Source organism: Fictibacillus sp. B-59209 (genome assembly GCF_036216745.1).
GTDB classification, from domain to species: domain Bacteria; phylum Bacillota; class Bacilli; order Bacillales; family Fictibacillaceae; genus Fictibacillus_C; species Fictibacillus_C marinisediminis.
The window spans coordinates 97,361-121,617 of record NZ_JARMMC010000008.1; the positions used below are offsets into that span (position 1 = coordinate 97,361).

At 37.5% G+C, this 24,257-nt stretch carries 22 protein-coding genes; 18 read left to right on the top strand and 4 right to left on the bottom strand.

The window, feature by feature from the left end; genetic code table 11:
• Position 1: 1 nt before the first annotated feature.
• The 6 genes from P4361_RS05765 to P4361_RS05790 all read left to right on the top strand — a co-directional run bounded on the left by P4361_RS05765 (position 2) and on the right by P4361_RS05790 (position 2,506).
• A complete protein-coding gene (locus P4361_RS05765) occupies positions 2-589 on the top strand; it encodes an MFS transporter (protein ID WP_328088577.1) in 588 nt (195 codons plus the stop codon).
• A 62-nt stretch (positions 590-651) separates the two neighbouring features.
• Positions 652-861: a hypothetical protein gene (locus P4361_RS05770; RefSeq protein ID WP_328088578.1), complete on the top strand. Its 210-nt coding sequence runs from the start codon at positions 652-654 to the stop codon at positions 859-861.
• A gap of 12 nt (positions 862-873) precedes the next feature.
• Positions 874-1,047 (top strand): hypothetical protein, encoded by a 174-nt coding sequence (locus P4361_RS05775; RefSeq protein WP_328088579.1) that lies wholly within the window; start codon positions 874-876, stop codon positions 1,045-1,047.
• Positions 1,048-1,265: 218 nt separating this feature from the next.
• Positions 1,266-1,430 (top strand): hypothetical protein, encoded by a 165-nt coding sequence (locus P4361_RS05780; RefSeq protein WP_328088580.1) that lies wholly within the window; start codon positions 1,266-1,268, stop codon positions 1,428-1,430.
• Between the two features lie 33 nt (positions 1,431-1,463).
• Positions 1,464-1,997 carry a histidine phosphatase family protein gene (locus P4361_RS05785; RefSeq protein WP_328088581.1) on the top strand — a complete coding sequence of 178 codons (534 nt, stop codon included), beginning with the start codon at positions 1,464-1,466 and terminating at the stop codon, positions 1,995-1,997.
• An 86-nt stretch (positions 1,998-2,083) separates the two neighbouring features.
• Positions 2,084-2,506: a VOC family protein gene (locus P4361_RS05790; protein ID WP_328088582.1), complete on the top strand. Its 423-nt coding sequence runs from the start codon at positions 2,084-2,086 to the stop codon at positions 2,504-2,506.
• A gap of 88 nt (positions 2,507-2,594) precedes the next feature.
• Here P4361_RS05790 and P4361_RS23205 read toward each other — a convergent pair whose 3' ends face one another.
• On the bottom strand, positions 2,595-2,843 hold the full coding sequence (locus tag P4361_RS23205; RefSeq protein ID WP_425590231.1) for a Ger(x)C family spore germination C-terminal domain-containing protein: 249 nt from the start codon (positions 2,841-2,843) through the stop codon (positions 2,595-2,597).
• A 112-nt stretch (positions 2,844-2,955) separates the two neighbouring features.
• Between P4361_RS23205 and P4361_RS05795 the strand changes: the two genes are divergently transcribed.
• From P4361_RS05795 to P4361_RS05820, 6 genes are all read left to right on the top strand, one after another.
• Positions 2,956-3,633 carry a response regulator transcription factor gene (locus P4361_RS05795; protein WP_328088583.1) on the top strand — a complete coding sequence of 226 codons (678 nt, stop codon included), beginning with the start codon at positions 2,956-2,958 and terminating at the stop codon, positions 3,631-3,633.
• Positions 3,630-5,009, top strand: coding sequence for a HAMP domain-containing sensor histidine kinase (locus tag P4361_RS05800; protein ID WP_328088584.1), 1,380 nt, complete (start codon positions 3,630-3,632; stop codon positions 5,007-5,009). Before P4361_RS05795 ends, P4361_RS05800 begins: the two co-directional genes overlap by 4 nt.
• A 105-nt stretch (positions 5,010-5,114) precedes the next feature.
• Complete coding sequence (locus P4361_RS05805; protein ID WP_328088585.1) at positions 5,115-6,215, top strand: ABC transporter permease; 1,101 nt, start codon at positions 5,115-5,117, stop codon at positions 6,213-6,215.
• Positions 6,212-6,895, top strand: coding sequence for an ABC transporter ATP-binding protein (locus P4361_RS05810; RefSeq protein ID WP_328088586.1), 684 nt, complete (start codon positions 6,212-6,214; stop codon positions 6,893-6,895). The genes P4361_RS05805 and P4361_RS05810 overlap by 4 nt, the downstream gene beginning before the upstream one ends.
• 125 nt (positions 6,896-7,020) lie before the next feature.
• A complete protein-coding gene (locus tag P4361_RS05815; RefSeq protein WP_328088587.1) occupies positions 7,021-7,872 on the top strand; it encodes a DUF2785 domain-containing protein in 852 nt (283 codons plus the stop codon).
• A 144-nt stretch (positions 7,873-8,016) separates the two neighbouring features.
• Positions 8,017-8,172: a hypothetical protein gene (locus P4361_RS05820; protein ID WP_328088588.1), complete on the top strand. Its 156-nt coding sequence runs from the start codon at positions 8,017-8,019 to the stop codon at positions 8,170-8,172.
• A gap of 74 nt (positions 8,173-8,246) precedes the next feature.
• On the opposite strand, the gene P4361_RS05825 is transcribed toward P4361_RS05820, so the two are convergent.
• A complete protein-coding gene (locus P4361_RS05825) occupies positions 8,247-9,473 on the bottom strand; it encodes an MFS transporter (RefSeq protein WP_328088589.1) in 1,227 nt (408 codons plus the stop codon).
• Between the two features lie 104 nt (positions 9,474-9,577).
• Between P4361_RS05825 and P4361_RS05830 the strand changes: the two genes are divergently transcribed.
• Both P4361_RS05830 and P4361_RS05835 read left to right on the top strand, forming a co-directional pair.
• Entirely contained in the window at positions 9,578-11,386 is a 1,809-nt protein-coding gene (locus P4361_RS05830) for an ABC transporter substrate-binding protein (RefSeq protein ID WP_328088590.1), read from the top strand.
• A 165-nt stretch (positions 11,387-11,551) separates the two neighbouring features.
• Positions 11,552-12,235, top strand: coding sequence for a general stress protein (locus tag P4361_RS05835; RefSeq protein WP_328088591.1), 684 nt, complete (start codon positions 11,552-11,554; stop codon positions 12,233-12,235).
• Between the two features lie 73 nt (positions 12,236-12,308).
• Here the strand turns inward: P4361_RS05835 and P4361_RS05840 are convergent, their stop codons facing one another.
• Both P4361_RS05840 and P4361_RS05845 read right to left on the bottom strand, forming a co-directional pair.
• Positions 12,309-13,250, bottom strand: coding sequence for an aldose 1-epimerase (locus P4361_RS05840; RefSeq protein WP_328088592.1), 942 nt, complete (start codon positions 13,248-13,250; stop codon positions 12,309-12,311).
• Between the two features lie 118 nt (positions 13,251-13,368).
• On the bottom strand, positions 13,369-13,671 hold the full coding sequence (locus P4361_RS05845) for an MBL fold metallo-hydrolase (protein WP_328088593.1): 303 nt from the start codon (positions 13,669-13,671) through the stop codon (positions 13,369-13,371).
• 401 nt (positions 13,672-14,072) lie between these two features.
• Between P4361_RS05845 and P4361_RS05850 the strand changes: the two genes are divergently transcribed.
• From P4361_RS05850 to P4361_RS05865, 4 genes are all read left to right on the top strand, one after another.
• Positions 14,073-15,674 (top strand): hypothetical protein, encoded by a 1,602-nt coding sequence (locus P4361_RS05850; RefSeq protein WP_328088594.1) that lies wholly within the window; start codon positions 14,073-14,075, stop codon positions 15,672-15,674.
• 207 nt (positions 15,675-15,881) lie between these two features.
• Positions 15,882-17,567: an ATP-binding protein gene (locus P4361_RS05855; RefSeq protein WP_328088595.1), complete on the top strand. Its 1,686-nt coding sequence runs from the start codon at positions 15,882-15,884 to the stop codon at positions 17,565-17,567.
• 11 nt (positions 17,568-17,578) lie between these two features.
• Positions 17,579-19,126, top strand: a complete 1,548-nt coding sequence (locus P4361_RS05860; RefSeq protein WP_328088596.1) for a hypothetical protein — start codon at positions 17,579-17,581, stop codon at positions 19,124-19,126.
• On the top strand, positions 19,123-24,189 hold the full coding sequence (locus P4361_RS05865; RefSeq protein WP_328088597.1) for an FtsK/SpoIIIE domain-containing protein: 5,067 nt from the start codon (positions 19,123-19,125) through the stop codon (positions 24,187-24,189). The genes P4361_RS05860 and P4361_RS05865 overlap by 4 nt, the downstream gene beginning before the upstream one ends.
• The last annotated feature ends 68 nt before the right edge of the window (positions 24,190-24,257 follow it).

Here is a 24,257-nt window from a genome sequence, read left to right on the forward strand (position 1 = left end):
CGTGAAAAATCAATCTAAGGTCGTCTACGGTATCTTTCTTCTTATACCGCCGTATTTGTTTCTTTCCGGCTTTAACTTGATGGTCATCGAGATCAGCCAGATTCAGCACAATCCCGGAATCAAAGGAATTCTCTATACAACAGAGGGACTGTGTGTGTTTCTTGGCACCTTTTTAGCAAGAAGGTTCTTTCGTGAACGTCCGCGATTGCCGTATTTGTTTGCAATCACATTTCTCATCGCGGCCGCTCATACATCACTATTTTTAGCCAATCATCCCGTGATGTCTGTCGTTTCGTTCGGTTTGTTTGGTCTGTCAGCGGGCATGCTTTTTCCGGTGACAACGACCATCTTCCAAACCGATATTCCTTCTGACTATCATGGACGGTTCTTCTCCATCAAAGGCATGACAGACAACATTATCTTTCAAATTCTCATGCTGTTAACCGGGTTATTCCTGGACACCATTGGTTTTAAAAAAATGGTCATCGGCTTTGGTATCAGCTCATTTGTCATAGCTTCCATAATTCTGCTGCAGTATCGGTCAAAAATGAATCGAAATAAAAGAAGGCCTGTAGCTGTGGTGAAATAAATACTTGTCATCATTTATTCCAATAAATGCTATAATTATATAGTAAGTAGGGGGTGATGAGGGTGAGTAAGTATAGGCTAGGGTTCTATATTGGAATAGCCTGTGTCATCGGTTTTCTTATCTTTTTGTTTGTGGATTTTGATGGCAAGCCTCCAGAGCCAAAAGTAACAGCGGAAGGAAAGGACGTTCCAACCATTCTGGGTACGTATTGCTGGAGTAAAGGTTGTGTGGATACTATTTCTCCTCCTGAAATGATTGACATTCATAAGTAAAAGCCAGTAGAAGTGTCATCCGGAGAAATGGTAAACATCTCCTTTAAGAAAAAGCCGTTGAAAAAATCCCTGGATGTGACTCGCTGGCTGAACAACAAAGAAACAAAAGCCGTGAAGGTACTTGGAAATGCATTCAAAGCACCTAAACAAAAAGGGATCTACATCTATGACATCTCTGCTCATTAGGAAAAAGGAGACGCAAGCTACGCGCTGGCCATTGAGGTAAAATAGCATGAAGACCAGAGAAAAATTTCTCATGGATCAGGAGGATTGTGCATTTTAACAGAGAAGTTTAATAGGGCAGTGATGGTTTTATACCATTCCAGCCTTTTTCTTCATCATTTGCGAATTCTATTCATAGGGTAGAGCAGAGAGATGGTATAAAAAAGGGGAGGTTATGTCTGGTGGCTTGGTTATTGCTGCTGTTGATTGCAGCTGCCGTTATGATTGGATTTTTTGTAAACTCCAGCAAAGCAACGAGGACCATACTCCAAGAGGATGAACCGGTTAAATTTCTAGAATCAGAGAATGCGAAAAATAATAGTTCATATAATGGAGGACCGATGTAATATCGGTTCTTTTTTCAGGAAAGGCAGGTGCATATGCAGATCTTATTGATTCGGCATGGTGAATCAGAAGATGACTTTTTAGATGAAGACTACACTGGCTCAACTGATTTGCCGCTGACAAGCAGAGGGGTTGAACAGGTGGAAAGGATGGCACAGCGTGTTTGCGCTGAACTTCCGCCCGATCTGATTTTGAGCAGTACACTGATCAGAGCCAGACAGGCTGCAGATCTTTTATCCAAGACGACTGGCTGCTCAGTAACTTACATTGATGATCTTAAAGAAAAACAGGAAGATGAAAGTAAAACAGACTTCAGGCTGAGAGGGGAAAAGGTCTTATCTTCAATTAGGGAACTTGGCAAGGATATTAACAGAGTGGCGGTTGTTTCTCATGGAGGTATGATCACCCAGATCATTGAAGGTTTCCTAAAGCTGCCTCAGTTCAACACCGTTTGGTTTCACACTGACAATACAGGCATCCATCTGCTTGAATACACTCGCAATGGTCAGCTCATCCGATTCACAAATTGTACTGCTCACTTAAAAAATAATGAGCAGTTGAGTGAATAATATATTGCGTCTTAATGTCACATATAGTAAAATAAATAAGAACGTTTGTTCGAGGGAATTCAAAATAAAAAAACGAGGTGTCTAGTATGATCGTAGGGCTGTATCCTTATTTAGTAACGAATGGAAATGGACAAGAAGCTGTTAAGTTTTATGAAAAGGCATTGAATGCAAAGGTTTTATCTGTACAAACTTTTGGCGACCAGCCGGAGAATCCGGAATATCCTGTTCCAGCAGAAGCTAAAGACCGTGTAATGAATGCTCATTTAAAAGTGGGAGATCATGACTTAATGCTTTCTGATACATTCCCAGGGATGCCCTATGAAACTGGAGACCAAGTAACAGTAGCAATCACGCTTGACAGTGTTGAAACATCAAAAGAAGTTTTTGACAAATTAAAAGAAGGCGGCCAAGTAATCATGGAGCTGCAAGAAACCTTCTGGAGCCCATCTTATGGCCAGCTGAAAGATAAATTCGGTGTAACGTGGCAAATTTCAACATTAGGAAAATAAGTTAACTCATCCAAAAAAGCTGCTGCGGCAGCTTTTTTTGTTTTTGAAACTGTCCTTCCACCTAATCGTGAATAAGTCAGGGGTTTTACTATATTTTAATCCATGTAGGCTTTAACCGTTGCTTATTTCCGTGTATGACCTTTACGTCTACTTTTACCGTAATTGAATGTTTATTTAATGGTATCTTTCCTTTTTTCTCGATTTGTTTCCAGGTGTTTATGTCTTTTTTATAGACGACTTCTGATAAACGATATATATCACTATTCATTTTTAAGGCCGTTCGATAGGTTTCCATTACTTCTTGTTTTAAATACTGAAATGGAATCTGATTTTTGATTAACCGGAATCACCCCCTGCTTTAGTAAACTGCTAACCGTATTTTGCCTCAAATTGTGTATGATATGATTGTCGGTGTTTTTAAATGATGAAAGAAGGAGAAGTTCCTTTCCATGATACATATTCTAATTGTGGATGATGATCCTCATATTCGCGAACTGCTGCAGCACCACCTGCAGCTTGAAGGGTACGCCGTCCATCTGGCACAGGATGGGGAAGAAGCTTCTTTATTGCTTCAATCCAAACAGATGCACCTGGCTGTTGTGGACGTGATGATGCCCCATAAAGATGGGTACCAGTTGTGTGAGGAGATAAGAAGATATTACGACTTCCCGGTCATATTGCTGACGGCCAAAGACCAGCTTCTCGATAAAGAAAAAGGATTTACGGTGGGTACGGACGACTATATGACAAAGCCCTTTGAACCCAAAGAATTGATCTTCCGTATGAAAGCCCTTCTGCGCCGTTATCAAATGGTCAATGCCGAAAAGATAACCTTAAACCAAACGATCATAGACCGGAAAAGTTATGAAGTGTATTGCAGTGGAATGCTGCTCATGCTGCCCATGAAAGAATTTGAACTCCTGTCACAGCTGGCAAATTATCCGGGACGTATTTTTACGAGAGAGGAACTGATCCACCTGATCTGGGGTTCTGATTTTGCAGGGGATGACCGAACGGTCGATGTCCATATTAAACGGCTGCGCGAACGTTTTGCTTCAAGAACTGACGACTTTACGATCAAAACGGTTCGGGGTGTAGGCTATAAATTGGAGGCTGCTAAGAAATGAAGACCCTTTACGTACGAATCGTAGTGACCACCATCGCGGTTATGATGATCAGCAGTCTCCTTGCTTTTGTGATCTCCAACGCTTATTATCAGAAAAGCTTAAAGCCCTATAATGATAAAAAAGTGACCAGGATTGCAGAAGAAACTGTAGACTATTACGAAAAAAATCCACAGTTGAAACTCAATGATTATCTGGATCACATCGGTCATACCGGGTACCAGATTTACTTGGTAGATCAGCAGCATCATGAATCGTTTTTTGGAGGAACCTTTAGGAAAAAGGAAATGGATCCAGCCATCGTAAAACGTGTGCTGAATGGAACAGTCTATCACGGGATTGCACAATTTCCTTCCACGCCATTTGTGACAGGCTTTTTCGATAATGTCCTGAAAAATACGATCGGCATGCCGCTGGAAGCTTCCGGAAAACAATACGCTCTGTTCATCCGGCCAAACATTGAGCTCCAATTCGGCGAGATGAGGATCTTTTTTTCCGTGATCTTATTGCTGACGATCCTGCTCAGTATTATCCTCGTCGGAATCAGCACACGCTATCTGGTAAAACCGATCATCAAGCTAACCAAGGCAACCAAAAAGATTGCAACCGGCAACTACAACATCAAATTAAATGAAAAGCGGAAGGATGAAATCGGCAGTTTAGCGACCAATTTCTCCGAGATGGCGAAGAGTCTTGAACAGCTGGAAGAGATGAGGCAGGAGTTTGTTTCAAACGTTTCCCATGAGATCCAGTCACCGCTTGCGTCGATCAAAGGTTTTGCCCAGACTCTCCAAAACGATGAACTGGCATTGGATCAACGAAATCGATATTTATCCATTATTGAAAAAGAGAGTACCCGGCTGTCACAGTTGAGCAAACAGCTCCTCATGCTCGCTTCCCTTGAAAAAGAAGAAGCCATCATTGAGAAAAGCACGTTTGATGTGGCTGCTCAGATCAAGGAGATCTTGGTCATGACGGAATGGAGCTGGCGCGAGAAGGAGTTAGCGATTGAGCTGGAACTGCCTTCGACCTTTATCTATGGAGATAAAAAGCTTCTGCATCAAGTATGGACGAACTTGATTACCAACAGCATTAAATTTACCGAGCCAGGCGGAGCGATCTCCATTCGCCTCAAAAAGCAAGATCGAAATTGCCGCATCTCGATTTCTGATACAGGGATCGGTATTTCAGAGAAGGACCTGCTCAGCATTTTCAACCGTTTTTATAAAGCGGACAAGTCGAGAGAGAGGAAAGAAGGAAGCAGCGGATTAGGGTTATCGATCGTTAAAAAGATCATCGATCTGCATAACGGTGAGATTAAAGCAGAAAGCGAACCTGGCAAGGGTACGACCTTTCATGTCCGGATTCCAAGAATGTAACCCGCTGTTCATCTCCTGTTCATAAACCACTTCTATGATTGATTTTGTACTGAGAAAGAATGATTTCTTCAGTCCAAAACAAGATAGAAATGGAGCTGAATCACCATGTTTCTCGCACTAAGAGAGATAAAGCATGCGAAAATACGTTATTTGTTAATCGGTCTGATTATGGTGCTGATCTCCTTTCTTGTCCTTTTTGTCTCAGGACTCGCAAAGGGGCTGTCATCAGATAACGCCTCATCCATTCAAAGGATGAACGCAAATTATATCGTTCTGGATAAGGAGTCAGATCTGCGTCTGAACCGTTCGCAGCTTTCGGAAAAGAAACTGAGGGTTATTGCAAGCTATGCTGATCGAAATCAGGTGACTCCACTCACTATACAAATGACCACCGTAAAGAAAGAGGGATCCTCCCAAAAATTAGATAGTACGGTTTTTGCAGTTGATCCAACGAGCTTTCTCGCTCCTTCAGCAGTTGAAGGAAAACCGCTGCAGCAGGCCCAAATCAACGAAGCTGTAGGCGATTTGTCATTAAAAGAGGATGGATTTCAAATCGGTGATCGAATAACAGAGGAAACTTCCGGAAGAGTAGTAACTCTTATCGGGTTTACGAAGGATCAGTCATATAGCCACTCTCCGGTACTTCACCTCTCGTTAAAAACCTGGAAAGCTATGCATACAGGCAAGCAAGATTCACAGCACATATATAATGCAGCGGCATTGAACGGCAACAAGACCGTGGCAAAACAAATCGAGAACCATGTTCAAGGAACAGAAGTGATCTCGAAAGGGCAAGTTTTAAAAAGCATCCCTGGGTATAAGGAAGAACAAGGCTCTCTGCTCATGATGATCATCTTCCTATTTGTAATCGCAGCTTTTGTGCTGAGCGTGTTCTTTTATGTCATCACGCTTCAAAAAGTAAATCAGTTTGGGGTTCTAAAAGCGATTGGCGCAAAATCCGGATATCTTTCACGTACCGTGGTTTATCAAGTGCTATCTCTTACGATGGTAAGTCTCATCATAAGCATCATTCTTACGTTTACGGTGGCTAACCTATTACCCGCCGGTATGCCGTTTGTACTGAGTATTCCGCTGATCACAGGCTGCTCGATTCTCTTTTTAACCGTCTCCGTTATCGGCTCCCTTATCTCACTTTATCAGGTCATTAAAATTGATGCCGTAGAAGCCATAGGGAGGGCAGCATGATGGAAAACAAACTGGTATTGGAAAACATCAGTAAAACATTTGGAGATGGAGATAAACAGGTCAATGTCTTAAAAGAGATATCATTAGAAGTAAAGGCGGGAGAATTTGTCGCAGTGGTCGGGCCTTCCGGTTCGGGTAAAAGCACGTTCCTGTCCATCGCCGGAGCCCTATTGGCGCCTACGAGCGGACGCATCGTGATTGGGGATGAGGACATAAGCACTTTGCCGGTCAAACAATTGAACGATATCCGGCTGCATAAGATTGGCTTCGTGTTTCAGTCCGCCAACCTTATCCCCTATTTAAAAGTTAGAGACCAGCTCTTGTTGATTCCGGAACTGGAAAATAAATCGTCAAAAGAGGCAGGGAAAAAAGCGGATGAGCTTCTTGAACGGCTCGGTCTGCTTCATCGAAGAAATCATTTTCCAGAGCAGCTGTCCGGCGGAGAACGCCAGCGTGTGGCCATTGCCCGGGCATGGATGAACGATCCAGAGATCATCTTGGCAGATGAACCGACGGCGAGCCTGGATTCCGAGCGTGGCCGCACCGTTGTTCAAATGCTGGCGGATGAGGTGAAGCTAAGAGATAAAGCGGCGATAATGGTGACGCATGATCAGCGGATGCTGGATTTATGCGACAGGGTCGTCTATATGGAGGACGGGAACCTTTTACCACGTCCTTAAATTTAAGAAATAACCTTCACGAAAGAACTGCTGCGTCAGTTCTTTTTTTATTTTTGGTTGTTGTGATATGAGAGTTTTGTAGTACGATATAAATAGAAATTTTTGTAATTTATGGAGGTTTTTAAATGGAAAGTGTTGCGAACACCGCTTTCATGAACGAGGAAGAGCTAAAGAACAAGCTGGCCGAATTAAAAAATGGTGAGAAATCATGGGAAGAGGAAGATAAGAGTTATATCGTACAATCCATGATGGAGCATCTCGGTTCAGTTGACTCAGATTTAAGGGATGAGCTCATCTATGACATGTTTTGCAAATTGATCATAGATAACCAGCTGGAACATGAAGTGCTGAGCGGTCTCCTAACACAATGTTTAAGTGAGTCCTATTTATTTAAAGGATTGGGTGAAGAGGGAACAGATACCGTCTTTAAAAGGTCCTTTTCTGCATTAGTGACCGCCCTTATCCTGTATAAGGATAACCAGGAAAGCTTTTTGTCTTTTGAAACGGTCCATGAAGGTGCTAAAGGCTTATTGAAATGCCTTAAAGAGGAGAAGGACTATCGCGGATTGGTCGATGGAAAAGGGTGGGCACATAGCATTGCACACATCGCGGACGCAGTGGATGAGGTTGTGAAGAACTCAAAATGCAGCAAAGAAGTTTTTCCTGAAATCCTGGATGCATTATGGGGTAAAGTACTAATCTCTAACTATGTCTACATCCACAATGAAGACGAGCGGATCATCACACCGATCCTGGCATTATTGGAGAACGGCCTAACCGTTGAAGAGGTTAAAACACGAGTGGAACAAATGCCACAGCACCTAATCGAGCAAAAAGAACAACTGGCTGAAAAGGATTATTATGTTTTAAGAGCGAATAGCAAGAATTTCTTGAAAAGCTTTTACGTTCAACTGGCGGATCATGAAAGTTTATCTGCTCTTCAGGAGTCCGTTCTACAACATTTAAAACAAATATAGAGATAAGAATGAAAACGGCCGTTAATATTACATCGAGCGTCTTAATGGGAATTTACATCTTGGTACAGAATTGTAATTAGAGAATCTAAAGATGGAGTAAAGACGGCTCGTTTAAGCTCTGGATTCCATGGTGCCATTCTAGAGGTGGAAAAAGAAAAGAACGGCATTCGCATTAAAGAGATGGAACTGGGCTCCGCTCATCTTACTGCTGAACATTTGGCTTTGCTTCTGCATCACGCTGGTGTATCAGAAGAGGTAATGGCTGAATTAGCTAAACTTCAACAACGCCGTGTTGGTTAGGGAATATACGAAATAAAAGGTAAAAACAGTTGTTAATCATTCATTGATTACAACTGTTTTTTTTTTGTAGATGATTATACCCGCCATAAGGACGATCTCCAATATGCTAAAAAGATAAGAACATTTGCCAGTGCAGCAATCCAAAAGACGGTACCGGGATGCGAAAACTTCGCGATCCAGCCGGCGGCAACAATGGCAATCGGCATCCCGAGCTTAAAGATGGATCCGGTAAGGCCGCCGATCCGGCCGATGAGGTGCTGTGGTGTCGTCTCCTGCCTGAACGTCCAGATGCATACCGAGGATACCGTTCCAAACAACCCTTCAAAAAACAAACCTGTCGCAAGCAGAAGAGGGGTATGAGCAAGAAATAAGATAAAGTACCCCAAACCTGAGCCAAATGTCGTCAAACCAAGCAGTTTGCCGAGCTTCACTTTTCTCCTCAAAATACTGACCATACTGCTGCCCGCCAAGCCGCCCACCCCTGCAAAGGAAAGGGTTAATCCAAGCTCTGATGTGCTCAGCCTCAATTCATCCTTGGCAAAAAAGACAATCATCGTGTCGACCATACCAGAGGTAGAATTGATAAAAACAACAAGAATAGTAATGAGCCAAAGCGGCCGGTTTTCGCGGAGAGCTATCCACCCTTCTTTTAAATCCTCGAGAAAGTGCTGCTTTTTTCGAACAACCACTTCCTTATGATCAAGCTTCAACAATAATATAAAAGTGACGAAAAAGGCAACAGATGTAAGCAGCAGTCCATCATGAAGACTCGACAGCATCAAGATAAACCCTGTAATCGCTGGCCCCATAATACCGATCAGTGTTGTCACGAACGAAAACGAGGCATTGGCCGGTGTGAGCAGTTCGTTCGGAAGCACCTGTTTGACCATACTGTAGCGGGCATTAAAGAACGCGTAGCTGCATGTCATAAGCAGGAAACCACATACATAAAAGAGCGGTAAAGAATGATATCCCATCTGCAGGGCCAAGAACAATCCGAATAAAACGACACTCTGGATGCCGATCGTCCAAAGAGACCAATGTTTCTTGTTCACCCGGTCGACGAGCACTCCGATGAACATGGCCAGCAGCAGATTTGGCAAAAATTCGATGGCCCTCATGTTCGACATAGCCACCGATGAATGGGTGAAATCATATAAAATGAGGGGAAGAGCAAGCTCATAGATCTTCCCTCCGACCGAAAAGATGAGTCCTGTAATAAACAACAGCATAAAATTCTTATTTTTCCATAACACCGGCTTTTCTGCAGCCGGCATCTGAACGACCTTTTCCATCTCCATCAGAAACGCTCCCTTCTATTACCAGTGTATCTTCCGTAAATATGAAAAAAAGTGTAAATTAAAATCAAAACCTTTCATCTTTTATCAAAAAGGAGAGTGACCGGATGCAGCTGCAGGAGCATTACCTCACTTTAAGACAACATTACAGAGATACGGGGATCCATCTGCCGCTTTCGGTCACACTGGAGGAGATCAGTTCGGTACTTTTTTGCTCCAAGCGAAATGCAAACTTTCTCCTGAACAAGATGGTGGATCAGGAGTGGGTGAGCTGGTCGCCAGGCAGGGGGCGGGGGAATCGTTCGTCTCTCGCTTTTTTAATAGAGCAGAATTCCTTTCTGATGGAGCTGGCAAAAGAGAAGGTAGTGAAGGGTGACTTAAGCCAGGCTCAGCAACTTTTACATAACTATGAACTGGATGCAGCGTATCAGCAGGAATTCAATGTGTGGGTACAGCAGCAGTTAGGCTATCATCTGGAACAGAAGGAGAACATCGCGATTGACGTGCTGCGGTTCCCGTTCTATAGGGAGATCAAAGACATTGATCCGGCGTATGTGAACCGGCGGACAGAAGCACATATGATTCAGCAGATATTTGATACCCTTCTTGTCTATAGCGGTACTTCAGGTAAACTCGAACCACACCTTTGTCATCATTGGCGCAGTGATGAGTCGCTGATGGTCTGGACGTTCTTCCTGCGGAAAGGAATTCTGTTTCATCACGGGAAGCTGCTAACAGCTGAAGACGTTAAATACACCATCGAGCGAATTCACGATCCTATTAACGGTTCCCCACATCGATGGATGATGGAGAAGATTCAATCTATCACGGTTGTTCACGATTGTGAACTAAGAATTGAACTGTCCGAGCCGAATGGCCTTTTTGATTATTATTTTAGTACGGAACGGCTTTCCATCGTGCCTTGTGATTTTGAATTGTTGTCTAACTATAAACGAGAGCCGGTTGGGAGTGGTCCATTTAAGGTGGAGAGCAATGACGAGTCACAGCTTCAGCTTACTGCACATACGCACTACTTTAAGGAACGGCCGTTTTTAGACCGGATTGAAATTTGGGTATGGCCAGATTATGACGGGGAGAGGATGTTGTTCGTTCCTCCAGGTGAGATGAAATATGTGCCGCATCCTATAGTCGCTAATGAAGTAGAAGCGCACTACAAGGCACTCGATCATATTGAAAAAGGAGCGACCTACCTGATGTTCAACCTGAAAAAAGGAGGGCCGCAGTCTTCGTTTCTTTTCCGTAAAGCGATCGAGCAAGCTGTTGATTCCCAAGACTTGATTGAAAAACTGGGTGGGAAGAGGATGCTGCCGGCAGCAGGTTTTCTCCCAGCACGTTCAATAGAATCGCAGAGAACACATTCAGAGTCTGAAGCGAAACGCCTCCTTATTGATACCGAATACAAAGGTGAACCTTTAAAGCTATATACCTATGAAATGAGAACCAACGAATTAAACGCAGAGTGGGTAAAAGAGCAGCTTGCCAGTGTGGGAGTGGAGATAGAGATTGTGGTTGTACCCATCGAGGAATTGAAAAAAGAAGTAGTGATGCGGGAGGCCGATCTTATCCTGTCAGGTGAGGTCCTTGCCGATCCTGTGGAATTAGCTCTGCTCGATATGTATGAAGTGGGCAATTCCTTTATCAGCTCTTTGATGGATGACGACCTTCGTGCAGAAAAGGACCAGATGATCCAGCAAGTATTTAAAGCCACTACAATGGATGAAAGAATGCAGCGATTTTACGAATTGGAAGATTTGCTGAAACAGCGCCATGCTCTCCTATTCCTCTACCATTCAAAACAGAGCATTCTCCACCATCAATCATTGCAGGGTGTAACGCTCAACACATTGGGTTGGGCGGATTATAAAGATCTATGGATTGAGAGAGTAAAAGTATAGTATCTGCAAGGTTCGAATAAAAGCCTGTTTATCGAAACTGGGATAAACGGGCTTTTTCATGCTTCAAAAAATGAAACCTGTATATTTTCCTTATTTTTGTTTGCAAAGTGTAGATCCGGGTACTTAACCACAGTAGAAAGACCATTTATAAAGGAGGAATTCATTATGGGCAAGCATGTCATAGGTGTATATGAATCTGAAGAAGCGGTCGTAAGTGCTGTACAGCAATTGCAATTGAGAGGATATGACACAGATGAGATCTCCGTAGTAACGAATCATGATCATTATACGGATACCGTCGAAACGATAACCGGTGCAACGGTCGACAATGTGGAAGAACCTAATAAAGAATCTTTCTTGGATAAACTGAAAGCTGCATTTATGGATGATGAGTACACGAACAGCAAGAATAGCCTGGGCGAAAGACTATCGGATTATGGGATACCCGACCGGGAAGCTGCATCCTATGCTTCTGACGTAGAATCAGGCAAAATTTTGTTGATGGTTGATTCAGACCGTGATCTTGCAACGGATGAATCAGATGCCTTAAATCCTACGAATGCTGGGATCGATTATGGAACATTTAGGATAGCTACGGATGTGGAAGATACCAGAGATGGATACACTGCAGGGAACACTACTGACAATAACCATCGTGACAGAGACTTTCGAAGAGATGCTGATGTAATGGATAACACTGAGCGGCCTCTCCGGGCAAACTCGGATCTTACGGATGATACAGACCGGGAGTTATACCCAGATGAAGATGTAAGGAATGAGGCAGACCGCGACTTTAGAGACCGGACAAGACGGACACCAAGAAACTCGGACGAAGATAAATTGTTTTAAGTAAAGAGTAAAGGCACCCCTAATGGACAACAAAGAGAGCCCTTCTTTAATGAAGGACTCCCTTTGTTGTGCCTTAGTCACGCTCGACTTTAAATCTTGAGACATATTCTTTTGTGTCTTTCGGCTTAATGTCGTCAAACCCCGTTAAAGTTCTTGGGAGCTTCAAATTCGGCGCATTGGTCACCCAGGAATATGGTTCAACAGCAAGCAGGTTTTCATTACCGCTGGCTGTGAATAAAACCCATTGGGTAAAATCATCAGAAAGGGAGTAGGAAATTTTGATGCCTTGTTCGGGACGTTCGATGGCTGCCGTTTTATTTTCGGTCATTAAGAAAACATCATCTATTGCCATGCCAGACAAGGAAGTTCCACCTGAAAACTCTTTCCTGTTTGCGATATTTTCAAGCTCCCCTGTAGGAAGATGCCGTTCATTTAACAGCCATTTTTCCTGAACATCAAGAAATAATTTGGCTTCACTGGGAAATTGAAAGGTGGTATGGTAGCCGATTCCACAGGGCATAGGGGATTCGCCGTTATTTGTGATTTCAGTGGTTTGTATCACTTCGTTTCCCTCAATCTCAATCGTCATCGTGATTGTAAAATCATGAGGGAATTGATTGAGGATGTCTGGATGTTCAGCCGATCGGAGCTGTGTTTTCATTCTAGGGATGGTTTCTTCGATCTCAAGAACGCTCCATTCCTTATCATGAACAAACCCATGGATATGAACATTCTCTTTCGGCCGGTTCATCTCCAATTCGTATTTCCGGCTATTATACTCAAATGTTGCATCTTCTATGCGGTTGGGCGGGAACAGTACAGGTGTCCCGAACACCATCCTTCGCGTTTCATACTCTACCCTGGTTTTAGGCGTTCTCAGTATTTCAGTGTTTGTTTTTTTATCCACAATAGAAATCAAATTGCTCCCTTGAGACGGGAGGACAATGGCCTTTATCTCATCGTTTTCAATGGCATACGCCTCTTCATCCAAGAATTGAATCTTTTTTACGCTCATTTCAAAACCTCCATCGCGTTCAGTGTCGGTTATAAGTATTCCCTTACGTTGTTCAATGCAAGCCTTGTAATTTTGGTTGCGAATGAAAAGGCATCAGCAGAAGCCGATGCTTTAAAAATTAAACCGATTGTGCTGCTTTCGTTTGGGATAACAGTTCAGCAGCTAACAGCTCCTTTTGGCTGTTAAGATAACCGGTGAAACCTTCCAGATCCTTTTCCACATCAATGGAATGCTTCTCCCAAAAACCACTGCACAGCTTTTCCGTTCCAATAAACACAGCATCCTCAAAAGCCTGGTTGCCATACACATGATCTTCATGCCAGTGCGAGTTCATCACATATTTCACCTTGTTGTCTGTCAATGCTTCAGCCGCCTGCTTCAATTCCTCACCTGCAGCAGGAGGTAAAAACGTATCAAACACCACGGTCTCTCAGCCTAAATCTGCAAAGCCGGCGTTGCCGAGTGAGCCGGTTCCTTCTTTGGAAATGGCTATGTAAATTCCTTCTGCTATTCGTTTAATTTAAAAAAGGTATAGCGCATGGAGGTTATCTTTTCTTTTAAAACTGGAATCTGTTAAATTCTTTAAGTAAATTGGTAAATCCTTTCAGCGAAGGCAATAATCCTTCTATTATATACTCACAACTGCAATGGACATACTCACAGTTGTATAAATAGTCCAGATCAGTAAATTACGAGAATAACGCGTTCATCATGATTAACTATATTAACTATAAGGAAAGGGAAAATTACCTATTATGTCTCTTAGAAAAGTAATATAATCTTTATATATTAGTTCTATTTATTTACAGGAGTGACAAAAATATGATGACGAAGGAGCTTTTTCTGAAGAATTTTTCTACCGAGATAGATAAATTGTATAAAGAAATTGATAAATATCATGCAGATTTAGTTGAATGTAAATTAATACTTGAAAATAAACAAATTGAACTAGATAAAATAAATAAGGAATTAAAAATTCAAAAGGAGCATAACAAGTTTTTAACTGAATTAATAAATGATAAAGGCGATCAAATTAATTATAATATAACGGAAATTTACCGTTTTTTTAGAAATGGTAGTGTTATTCAACTAGAGCAAGCACTTAGATTATTAGCTCATAATCCTAACTTAAATAAGATAAACGAGGTTACCATCAGTTCAGTGTTAGAGCTAATAAATGAAATATTAGAGACGGGAAAAGGATTTGTTACGGATGAATGCTATTTTTTATCTTTAAAAATTATCAATTCTTTTTATAACTCTAATGTAAAATCACAAGTTGAAGAGTTTTTTAGATATAAACATAGTTCGTTTGAAGGAAATATTTATGAAAGGTTTTCTTTAAAATTATCTTTAGAGCTATTTAAATCCTATATTTTATTTGGAAAAAAGAATGAATTAGTAGACATATATTCTGATTCAATTACAGATTTTGAGTATTTTAATTTAGATGAAATTGATCGTGAAATTTTCGCGAAATTATTATGGTATGGAGTTTTCGTGGAAAATGAAATCGATTTTATAGAGCGTTTTGAATTTATTTCAGAATACCTAAATGAACACAAATCAGAATTTCAATTATATCAATTGACTAGAAACATTCTTAATAATAAAGAGTCATTTTTAAGCAATAAAATTAGAGTTCAAAATCTTATTAAAGAAATAACTGTTCTAGATCCGATAGAAAAGGAAATCATTTTTAGCTTTTTAATTGATAAACTTTCAAGTCAAACTCAAATTAACCAATTTGAAATTAATACAAATTTGATCTGTAAAACACCTCAATACCATAGCGTGTATTTCCTCGAAAATATTAATCTCAACGATGGTTATAGAGAGAAAGAGATTCTACTGGCTATTTATCATAAGCCTGATCGAAACGCAAGAAAGGAATTTTTTAAAACAAATGTATTTATAAAAAATGGTGATTCTAAGGCCTACGTTAATAGAGGACAGGTTCAGAAAATCAAGAAACTTAGAATGGGCGGATGGGCAATTATTGAGGAATATCCATTATCAAAACTAATAAATAGAAAACAAGTAAACATCATGAATTCAAATTTAAAAAATAAAAATGTTAGTGCGTCTTCATTTAAATGGCCAACCACGGATGTTAAACTTGATCCTGTTGTAGAGCAAAATAGTTCAAATGAATTTCTAAATACAACAAGTGAATTGGCGAAATTAGGGTATAAAATAACAGGACTCAATCGCGAAAAAAGATGGTATATTCTTCAAAATGCAGTGCCTAAATTAGGACTTAAAAGGGTTGCTAATATTATTGCCTATAATGTTAGACTGCGAAAAAAACAAAAAAATGGATTAATTAAAAATTCATACAGTATTGGGGAATGGGAATTTGATTTAGATAGATTAAAGAAAAAGTACTATAAAAATGACTTTGTATGGCCGAGATTAAATTAACAATTTATTTTTAAAAAAATATCTAGCTAAATTAATGTTTTGATATAACCCTGATAGTGTATTTGAATTTATAAGGTTTTTTTAAGAGAAAAACTATATTATTCGGTCGGTTTCGATAAATTAAATGGGTTATGTATTAAAAAAAATACCAAGTACCTCCAGATTATAGTAAAATAACTAATGGACTTTATGTTAAGGAGAGATACTGTGATAAAAAATGATTTTGTTTATTATCTAGATCAATTTAATGTTTTATCACCTAATCATGCGAAAATTTATGATGAATATACTAATTCAGCAGAAAAATTTGCTTTTACAATAGATACAAAAGTAGAAGATTATTTAGAACGAATCTTTTTGGAAAATCCTCGCAGTGTAATTTTAACGGGAAATGCCGGAGACGGTAAAACTAGACTTTGTCGTCAGATTTATAATTCACTTGGGAAGGAAAATTTAATGGAATGGCCTGAATCAGGGATTATAAATTTAACCTTTTCAAAGGGTGTAGTCCGAATTGTAAAAGATTTATCAGAACTAAAGGATGAAGTTATTTATCAAGAATTAAAAGAGTTGGACAAATATATTGGTTCAACCCATAAAGAAAAAATATATTATCTTATTGCTGCTAATGAAGGAAAACTAACAAAATTTCTGAGCCAATATGATGAATTGGGGAATCTTAGAGAAATGGTAAAAAGCAGGTTCCAGTCATTTGAGAATAATGATAATAACCTTAGTATTATTAACCTGCTTGATGTTACCTCCTCTGTATATGTAGAGAAGGTTTTAAAAGAATGGAACAAAGAAGAGAACTGGGACATTTGTAAGGAATGTCCTATGAATAAAAGATGTATTATCTATCATAATCATAGGAAGTCTTCAGAAGATACCGTGCAAAATTCAATGGTGAACCAATATCGAACTTTGGATTACTTGAATACTCATATAACAATGAGAGAAATGTTAATACATAATAGCTATGTTTTGACTGGTGGGTATACTTGTTCAGATATATATGATGCAGATTATAAAGAATTAGCAGAGCAGACGAAAAAAGTTTATTACCAAAACTTTTATGGCCATGGTGTGAGTCATGAAGCTTTTTCTGAAATGAAGGCAATGAAGGTTTTTAAGTCACTTGATCCTGGTGAATACTCTCATTCAGTTGTAGATGATTTTATTATTAATGGTGATATATCAGGTAATGATCAATTAGAAGCAAAACATAAGGAGATATTTGATAATTCAATTGATCTCCAATTTGGTTACTTTTTAAAACAACTTAAACTTTATAGGGACCATAATAAAACAAGCGATCATAGTCTGATCGCCAAATGGATCCCACAATTAAGACGTAAGTTATTTTTTGAACTTGGAGATTTAGAACAAATAAATATAAAGGCTTTATTGCCATTTGAATATGTTGAAGATTATGAAAAGCTCTTTAATGATAGACAAAAACAAAATCTAATCCGAAAAGATTTATCCAATGGTTTAAATCGAGCTTTTTCCAAAAAATTAGTAGAGAACAATAAAACCGCCCAAATATTAGCAACTAGTGAAAATTTGCTTATTCACGAAAGTTTCCAAAATAAAAGAATCAGTTTTATCGAAGAGGCAGAAAGAAAAGATCTAGATAGAAGACCTTCGATTTTTAAGTTAATAGTAGATGATGAAGTAGAACTGACTGTTAATTTGTTTTTATTTGAATTTTTAATGAGGCTAAATGGCGGTTCGACACTTAATATATTACAGCAAGAAGTTGACATTCTTATTGATACCTTTAAAAACGAGTTGATTCAAATTAGTGATCCAAACGACTATGAATTAAATATTTTAAGATTAGATAGAAATAAAGGGTTGTTTATAGAAGATACAATTATGATTCCCTAGGAGAGGATATAATGGCTTCAGGAGTTGAGAGTTTTTCAGCACAATTAGCAAGAAATGTTTGGGGACATAGATTTATGGACGGACAGAAAGGTCCTGAATATGTGCTTGAATTTTTAAATGTATTAGTTGGTACACATTATGATTTGAATTCTGATGGGTATTATAGAAAAAAAACAGCGAATTTCAGACAATTTGTTTTTGAGGGAGATAAAGAGGGCAGCAAGAATGATATTGTTTCATTGAATGGCGAACAAAAAGAGATTTTGTATTCACTTATGGAAAATGAAAAAGAAAAAATAGATGTAGTAAGGGAATTTTTTCGGAATCTTGAAGTTCCGCTTTATGATGGAAGAGGAAAAGAAGCAAATCGCTCTTGGTATGCAAAATCCTTATATCCAATTCACGAATCTCTTTTATTTTTTGAACTCCGTAAAAACAAAGGATCAATCAGTTTTGAGAGGAATTTCTTTGCCAGAGGCGGGGAGTTATATTTCCTAATGCTTTCATATGGAACACAGGGAAATAATGAATTAAAAGAAAGTCTAGAATCAAAGATTAAATACCTTCTACGGAAAAATAAATCGATTGAAAGTATTACTAAAAAATTTACTGATGCACTTGATCCGGAAAATTCCGAATCTGAACCTGCACCACTTAAATACCATGAAACAAGAGAGTATCCGCAGTTGCCCGTTAAGGATCATCCTTTATTTCCAAAGTTCGCAGAAGAGCTAAATAATTTATTGAACTTGAACATTGATATATACGAGATGTTTAAGTTGCTTACAAGTTTAGTTTGCTTTCAATTACTACGATATATGCAGGAACAGGTAGAACAAACTGGGAAATCGATATTCTTTATTGATTGTATGGATGGTCAATTAAAGCAAATCCAACAATTATCATCTGAAAGTTTTATTAGAAATGAATCAAATGTAAAAGAAAAATTCGAAAATGAATTTTCTTCTCTTTTCAATAAGAACCTAAATAACACAGAGGGAAGTCTTTCATATTGGAAAGAGAATACGGATGAATTTTTAAAAGTTTTTGGTCTTTCTTCCTTACAAAAAGCTAGGAAAAACCGAGTAATAAAAACATTAGAAAATTGTAAGGATGAAAATGATATCTCTACAAAATTGTTTTCAGTTGTAAAAGAGGTTGTAGGGGATCAATTAAAAAAGCATCAATTAAGTATTGTTAGGGGAATAGTTCGCGATGGTGGTATTGGAGGATACCGTGCTGGTTCCAAATACCGTTATTATATGTCAGACGATTTTTTGAAAACAGTAGTATTTAGCAACATTTCTCCTAAGCAGGAACTTGAGTATAGTGGATTTTTAGATATGTTATATGAAAAATACGGTTTTGTAATTGGAGAAAAACAAGCTAAAGCTAGTGGTATTTATGAAAATTCAAGACTTAATATAAGTTACTTTCAGAAAAACGAAAACTCGTTAAGAGAAAAATTAAGACAAAATGGTTTATTAATTGAATTTTCTGATGCAACAGCTATGATTCACAACCCTTTTGAAAGCATTGAAAATGAGGTGCTTACATGATAACAAACCAATTATTATCTACTGATGAATTAATTGCAAAATGGATAAAAAGAATTTTTCGTGCTCATTTTAGAGAACAAAAAAAAATTAACACTGATAAAATTTTCATTAAGATTTCTGGTTTTACAGAATCACAAGTAAAAGCTATTTTAGGGGAACTGAAGCGGTCAACTTCACAATTAGAAGAGTCTTATAGCCCGACTATCCGCACGATTACTCCTATCGAAGGCTATGTTGAATTCGGTTATAGAGAACATGAAACCAGCACTTGGCTAAGGAACAATACTCGATTTGGTGAAGCGCTAATACTTATTATTAACGAGTTGACGCCAGAAGCACAAAGTTTAGAAAATTTATATTCAATTGATGAAAATTATTTAATATCAGATAGTGGACTTGATACTTTATATTCTATGCTAGCAGAAAATTATCAATTGGTTGCAGAAGAAATAGAGGATATTGATACTTTTATTAAAATGTATAAAAGAGTTAATGAACCTCAGCTGCTTGATTTAGCAAATTTTTTAGTAAATATTGTTGACGATAATAAATTCCCATCGATCATTCAAAGGATTCAAAATAGTCTTCCTGAATTAAATTTGTTTAAAGATTCAAAATTAATAATTTCTAAGTCGAGTTTTTCAAGAATTAAGGATAACTTTTTTTTAGCAAACTTACAAACATCAACATCAACATTAGATACAGAAAAACTAGCTGATAAGGTATATAGTTTTATTGAGGCTGAAGATTCGCAAACGGATTATTTGGAAAACATAAATAAAACTCAATTTCAAGAAGATGCTATAAATTTCTTGAATCATAAAAACAAAAATTTATTTGAATATGATTATGAACTCATTGATTATGTTTTTAAATATAAGGAAAAACAAAAAACGTTAGTTACTAAAGTTAAAGAAGTTTTTGAGTTAGAAGAACTTACCGAAGAAGAAAAAAAGACTTATGAAGACGGAATAGAAGCATTAGAAAATAAAGATGATCCCGAATTAATACAAGAATTTGTTGATGAGTTTTCTGGTGTTCTGGATAAAGCTCCAGGTTTAATAAAAAGTATAAACCGAGTAATTGATAAACTAAGACACCCCGCGGAATATGACGATTTATCAAAAGCATTATTATATGAATCTTTTAATTTAATTGATGGTAGTACAGATGATATAAATTCTACTGATGTATCTTTTGAATTAAAATTCATTGGCAAAAAAATGAATAGTAGAACAAAAAGGTTAATTGAATTATACCTTTTAGGGATTAATTCTGTATTACCAAACTTTACATTTTTGAAAACTTCACTTCCCGACGAGTGTGATGAAGCTTCTAAAGAAACTGAAACTACTTTTGAATTAAGTATTCTTCATAATGGAGAACAATTAAATCAAAATAAGTTCAAGTTGCTTAATTTACAAGAAAATAATTTATATCAGCTTATTCAACTTGTAGAAGAAGGAAAAGTTCCTTATATAAAAAACCACTTGGAAAATGAAGTAGCCATTTTAGATTCTATGAATTTTTTAGAACAAAATGTAGATTTATATGTAGCGGCAAACAATGAAGAAATGAAAAAGTCATTAGTGGATCTAAAGGAATTTAATGATTATTACCTAAACTTATTAAAAGATGTAAGTAGAAACGGCATCCTTTCGGTTCAAATAAAAGAACTCGAAAAGCGTGTGGAGGACTTTTCAAGTCAAATTTATCAGTCTGTTAATGTATCAAAAGAAATATATAAATCTCTCAATATTATGGGAGCCATTGATACGATTAATTCTAAAATTGATGAAGCAGGTTATGCTCAAGAAAGAATCATAACTCTTATTAACCCGATTCGCTTATTAAGTTACTTGCATCGATTTGGAAAAATGAATGATCAAATCCAGAATTGGATTACTAAAGCAGCAAATAGCAATTTAGAGATAGAGAAATTAAATGAATATCTTGAATATGTTTCAGAGCAAACCATGTATTTAGCTCCTAGGTATTTTACTAGTGATGGAGATGAAGCTTTCTTAATTGAGGTAAGTGAAAAAATGGGTGAGGGATTCTTTACTCTAAATACAGCCCCAATTAAAAACCAAGATCATTTAGCCAAGGAGTTCTCGGAGGAATTATTAAAAGTAACTAAGAACTATCTTGAGGTGTATCCTTATGCAAAAGATGGTCTAGATATATTGTTTTTATATTGCCAAAGCTCCGAAGTAATTAGTAAATCTATTGAAGTGTTATATAAAGGCTTAAAAGGAATCTCTAAATTGAAAATAGCTGTGCATAGTACGCAAGCAGCTATTTTGCATCAAAAATTGAATAAATGGATTTCTCAAAGAGAAGAATTTACAAAACCGATAAATAACGGGAAGTTTCCACTTGTTGAACTAAAAATAATTTCTGGTGATAAAATATCAGATATATCAAATCATGTAAAACACCACATGATAGATGCGGACTTAGTCGTCTTGACTGATTATTTTGGACATAGTAATCAAATTAAATATGACTTTGAGAAGATTAATTCCGATTTAGACAGCGACTGGTTCATAAAGCCATATAAAGAACCACTTTTAAATAAAGAGGCTATTAAACGTATTCCTTATGTAAGCGAACATTTACCTCAAACTCTGCAAAATTTTTATCAACTGCAATATATTATTCAAAGCAGCTCGATGCCTGAAAAAGATGAAGTATATGTATTGAAGAATAAAATTGCGCTTAATAATTTTTCTGATAATACACTAATAGAATTTATGCATGATAATTTTAACTGGATCATGATAATGGATCGGTTTTTGGACAAGTCATTGTTGAAAAAGGCATCTTCCAAAGCACAAATTATTCAATACAAATCAAAGGCAGGCGCAAATAAAAACTATAAATTAATTCTGTCATCTTCTCAATATTTAAGGAAAGTAAGTTCCCAAGTGAAGGACTATGCTTATTACGATAGATTAACAAGGAAATTAAAAGAAATACTGAAAAACGAGCAAATAAATAATGACAATGTTAAAAAAGCTGTGGACTTAGTAAAAGACATTTCAGGGGCATTAGTGCTAAAAGTTATAGGGCCAGGAAAGTATGCTCATGAAATGATGGCAACTTACCTTTCTATAAATAGCTACAACAAAGATAAAGAAGGATTAGCTATTTGGTCTATTTGCGATGAATTACCTTGGTTTGCTAGTAATAAAAGACGTCCTGATTTGGTTTTAACCCAAATCAACAAAAACAGTAGCGGCTCTATTGATATAACATTTGAATTAAAAGAACTTAAATTCATTAATCATCGAATATTTGACCGGGAGAAAGCAGACAGTCTAAAACAAATACAGGCAGGAAGAAGCCTCTACGAAAATATATTTGATTTTCCAAAAGATAATACTGACTCTGCGTATTGGAAAGACGAACTTTTGCATTATTTCATCGAAAAAGACTCTTATACCACTGAAGAAGCAGATGTTTTAACAATGCTCCAGTATCAAAAGCCAAAAGATATTAATGTTAATTTTAAATCGAGTGTGGATCTATATTGTTATACATCCAATCTCTCGGAGTACCATTACGAAAAGATAGAAGACGGTGTTTTCATAGAAACAGATGAAGACCATACGACGAATATCTTTAACCGCTATTACATTTTAAAAGAGCTTGGTGCATTTGAAGAGAATTTACCTTTATATGAAGAATTAGATGAAAATATTACTCTTGAAGAACAACTAAAAAATAATGAAATAATCCTGCCAGGTTTTGATTCAACGACCGGAATAGAAGACCAAGTTACAACGGATCCGATTGATGAAAATGAGGGTGGAGATCCAGGGAATAATGGCTTTAATATTGATCCAAAGCCAGAGCCAAAACCAATTGTAGATCCAATTTCAGACCTGAATCCAGACCCTTTTCCAGATCCTGATGGACAGTATCCAGAGGTAATTGCACTAAGTAATTTGAATATCGCAAAAGAGAATATAGAAAATGACCATAGTGAATTAAAAAAACAATATCAAAATCTTCTGATTCGCAATTTTAATAAGAATGGAATTTCAATAAAGGTAAATAATATCATTGTTGGTTCAAGTGTAATTCGACTTGTAATTGGGATTCCAAGCGATATTTCTGCTAGAAAAATTACTTCTAGAGGAAATGATATACAATTGTGGCTTGGATTAAATAATGAACCTCATATTTTTATTAATAGTCAGGGTATTAATATTGATATCGTAAGAGAAGATCCAGAAACGATTTATTTTGAAGACTTTATGGCATTAACTAGAAAGCAAATTCAAGATGAAATTAAAGTAACAAATCTGATAGCTCCACTAGGACTGGATCCACTTAATAATGTGATATACATTGACTTATCAGATTCCACTACGCCTCATTTACTTACTGGAGGGACAACAGGGAGTGGGAAAAGTGTTACTTTAAATTCGGTGATTCTCGGAATTATGTGTCTTTATAAACCTGATAATGTGAAATTTATATTTATTGATCCCAAAAAGGTTGAGTTTGCAATTTATGAAAATAAGCAACATACCGAAAGTGTAATCACTGAGATCAACGAAGCAGTGACAATTCTAGAGAGATTAATTAATGCAATGGAAGACAGATATAGCAAGTTTGCTAAAGTGGGAGCTACAAACCTAGAAGAATACTATGAAATTACGGAAACAACTCTTCCACGGTTAGTAGTAGTTTTTGATGAATTTGCTGACTTTATGAGCCAAGAAAAAGAGATAGCAAAAACAGTAGAAAATGCAATTCTAAGACTGGGTCAAAAAGCAAGGGCTGCAGGCATTCATTTAATTATTTGTACTCAAAATCCTAAGGCGGATATTATTAACACAAATATTAGGAATAATTTAGGTGCTAGATTAGCCTTAAGAGCTGCAGATGCAAATGCCTCGCAAGTTATACTTGATTCTGACGGTGCTGAAAGACTAGCTGGAAAAGGTGACTTTTTAGCAAAAGTATCATTTGGAAAGGTTGAACGGGGGAAAAGTCCTTTTCTTACTCCTAAGGTAAAAGCTGCTTTAATTCGCTTTTTTGAAAAGTAAATGAAGGAGAAAGCATCTAGATATAATCTAGATGCCTTCTTTTCTTCACTAATTAATACTGGAACTGA

What these genes read in the sequence shown, in the direction of transcription:
- P4361_RS05850 (WP_328088594.1), top strand. Translation starts at nt 14,073, where the DNA reads ATGATGACGAAGGAGCTTTTTCTGAAGAATTTTTCTACCGAGATAGAT.
- P4361_RS05785 (WP_328088581.1), top strand. Translation starts at nt 1,464, where the DNA reads ATGCAGATCTTATTGATTCGGCATGGTGAATCAGAAGATGACTTTTTA.
- P4361_RS05810 (WP_328088586.1), top strand. Translation starts at nt 6,212, where the DNA reads ATGATGGAAAACAAACTGGTATTGGAAAACATCAGTAAAACATTTGGA.
- P4361_RS05840 (WP_328088592.1), bottom strand. Translation starts at nt 13,250, where the DNA reads ATGAGCGTAAAAAAGATTCAATTCTTGGATGAAGAGGCGTATGCCATT.
- P4361_RS05830 (WP_328088590.1), top strand. Translation starts at nt 9,578, where the DNA reads ATGCAGCTGCAGGAGCATTACCTCACTTTAAGACAACATTACAGAGAT.
- P4361_RS05795 (WP_328088583.1), top strand. Translation starts at nt 2,956, where the DNA reads ATGATACATATTCTAATTGTGGATGATGATCCTCATATTCGCGAACTG.
- P4361_RS05860 (WP_328088596.1), top strand. Translation starts at nt 17,579, where the DNA reads ATGGCTTCAGGAGTTGAGAGTTTTTCAGCACAATTAGCAAGAAATGTT.
- P4361_RS05815 (WP_328088587.1), top strand. Translation starts at nt 7,021, where the DNA reads ATGGAAAGTGTTGCGAACACCGCTTTCATGAACGAGGAAGAGCTAAAG.
- P4361_RS05790 (WP_328088582.1), top strand. Translation starts at nt 2,084, where the DNA reads ATGATCGTAGGGCTGTATCCTTATTTAGTAACGAATGGAAATGGACAA.
- P4361_RS05805 (WP_328088585.1), top strand. Translation starts at nt 5,115, where the DNA reads ATGTTTCTCGCACTAAGAGAGATAAAGCATGCGAAAATACGTTATTTG.
- P4361_RS05800 (WP_328088584.1), top strand. Translation starts at nt 3,630, where the DNA reads ATGAAGACCCTTTACGTACGAATCGTAGTGACCACCATCGCGGTTATG.
- P4361_RS05825 (WP_328088589.1), bottom strand. Translation starts at nt 9,473, where the DNA reads ATGGAGATGGAAAAGGTCGTTCAGATGCCGGCTGCAGAAAAGCCGGTG.
- P4361_RS05865 (WP_328088597.1), top strand. Translation starts at nt 19,123, where the DNA reads ATGATAACAAACCAATTATTATCTACTGATGAATTAATTGCAAAATGG.
- P4361_RS05835 (WP_328088591.1), top strand. Translation starts at nt 11,552, where the DNA reads ATGGGCAAGCATGTCATAGGTGTATATGAATCTGAAGAAGCGGTCGTA.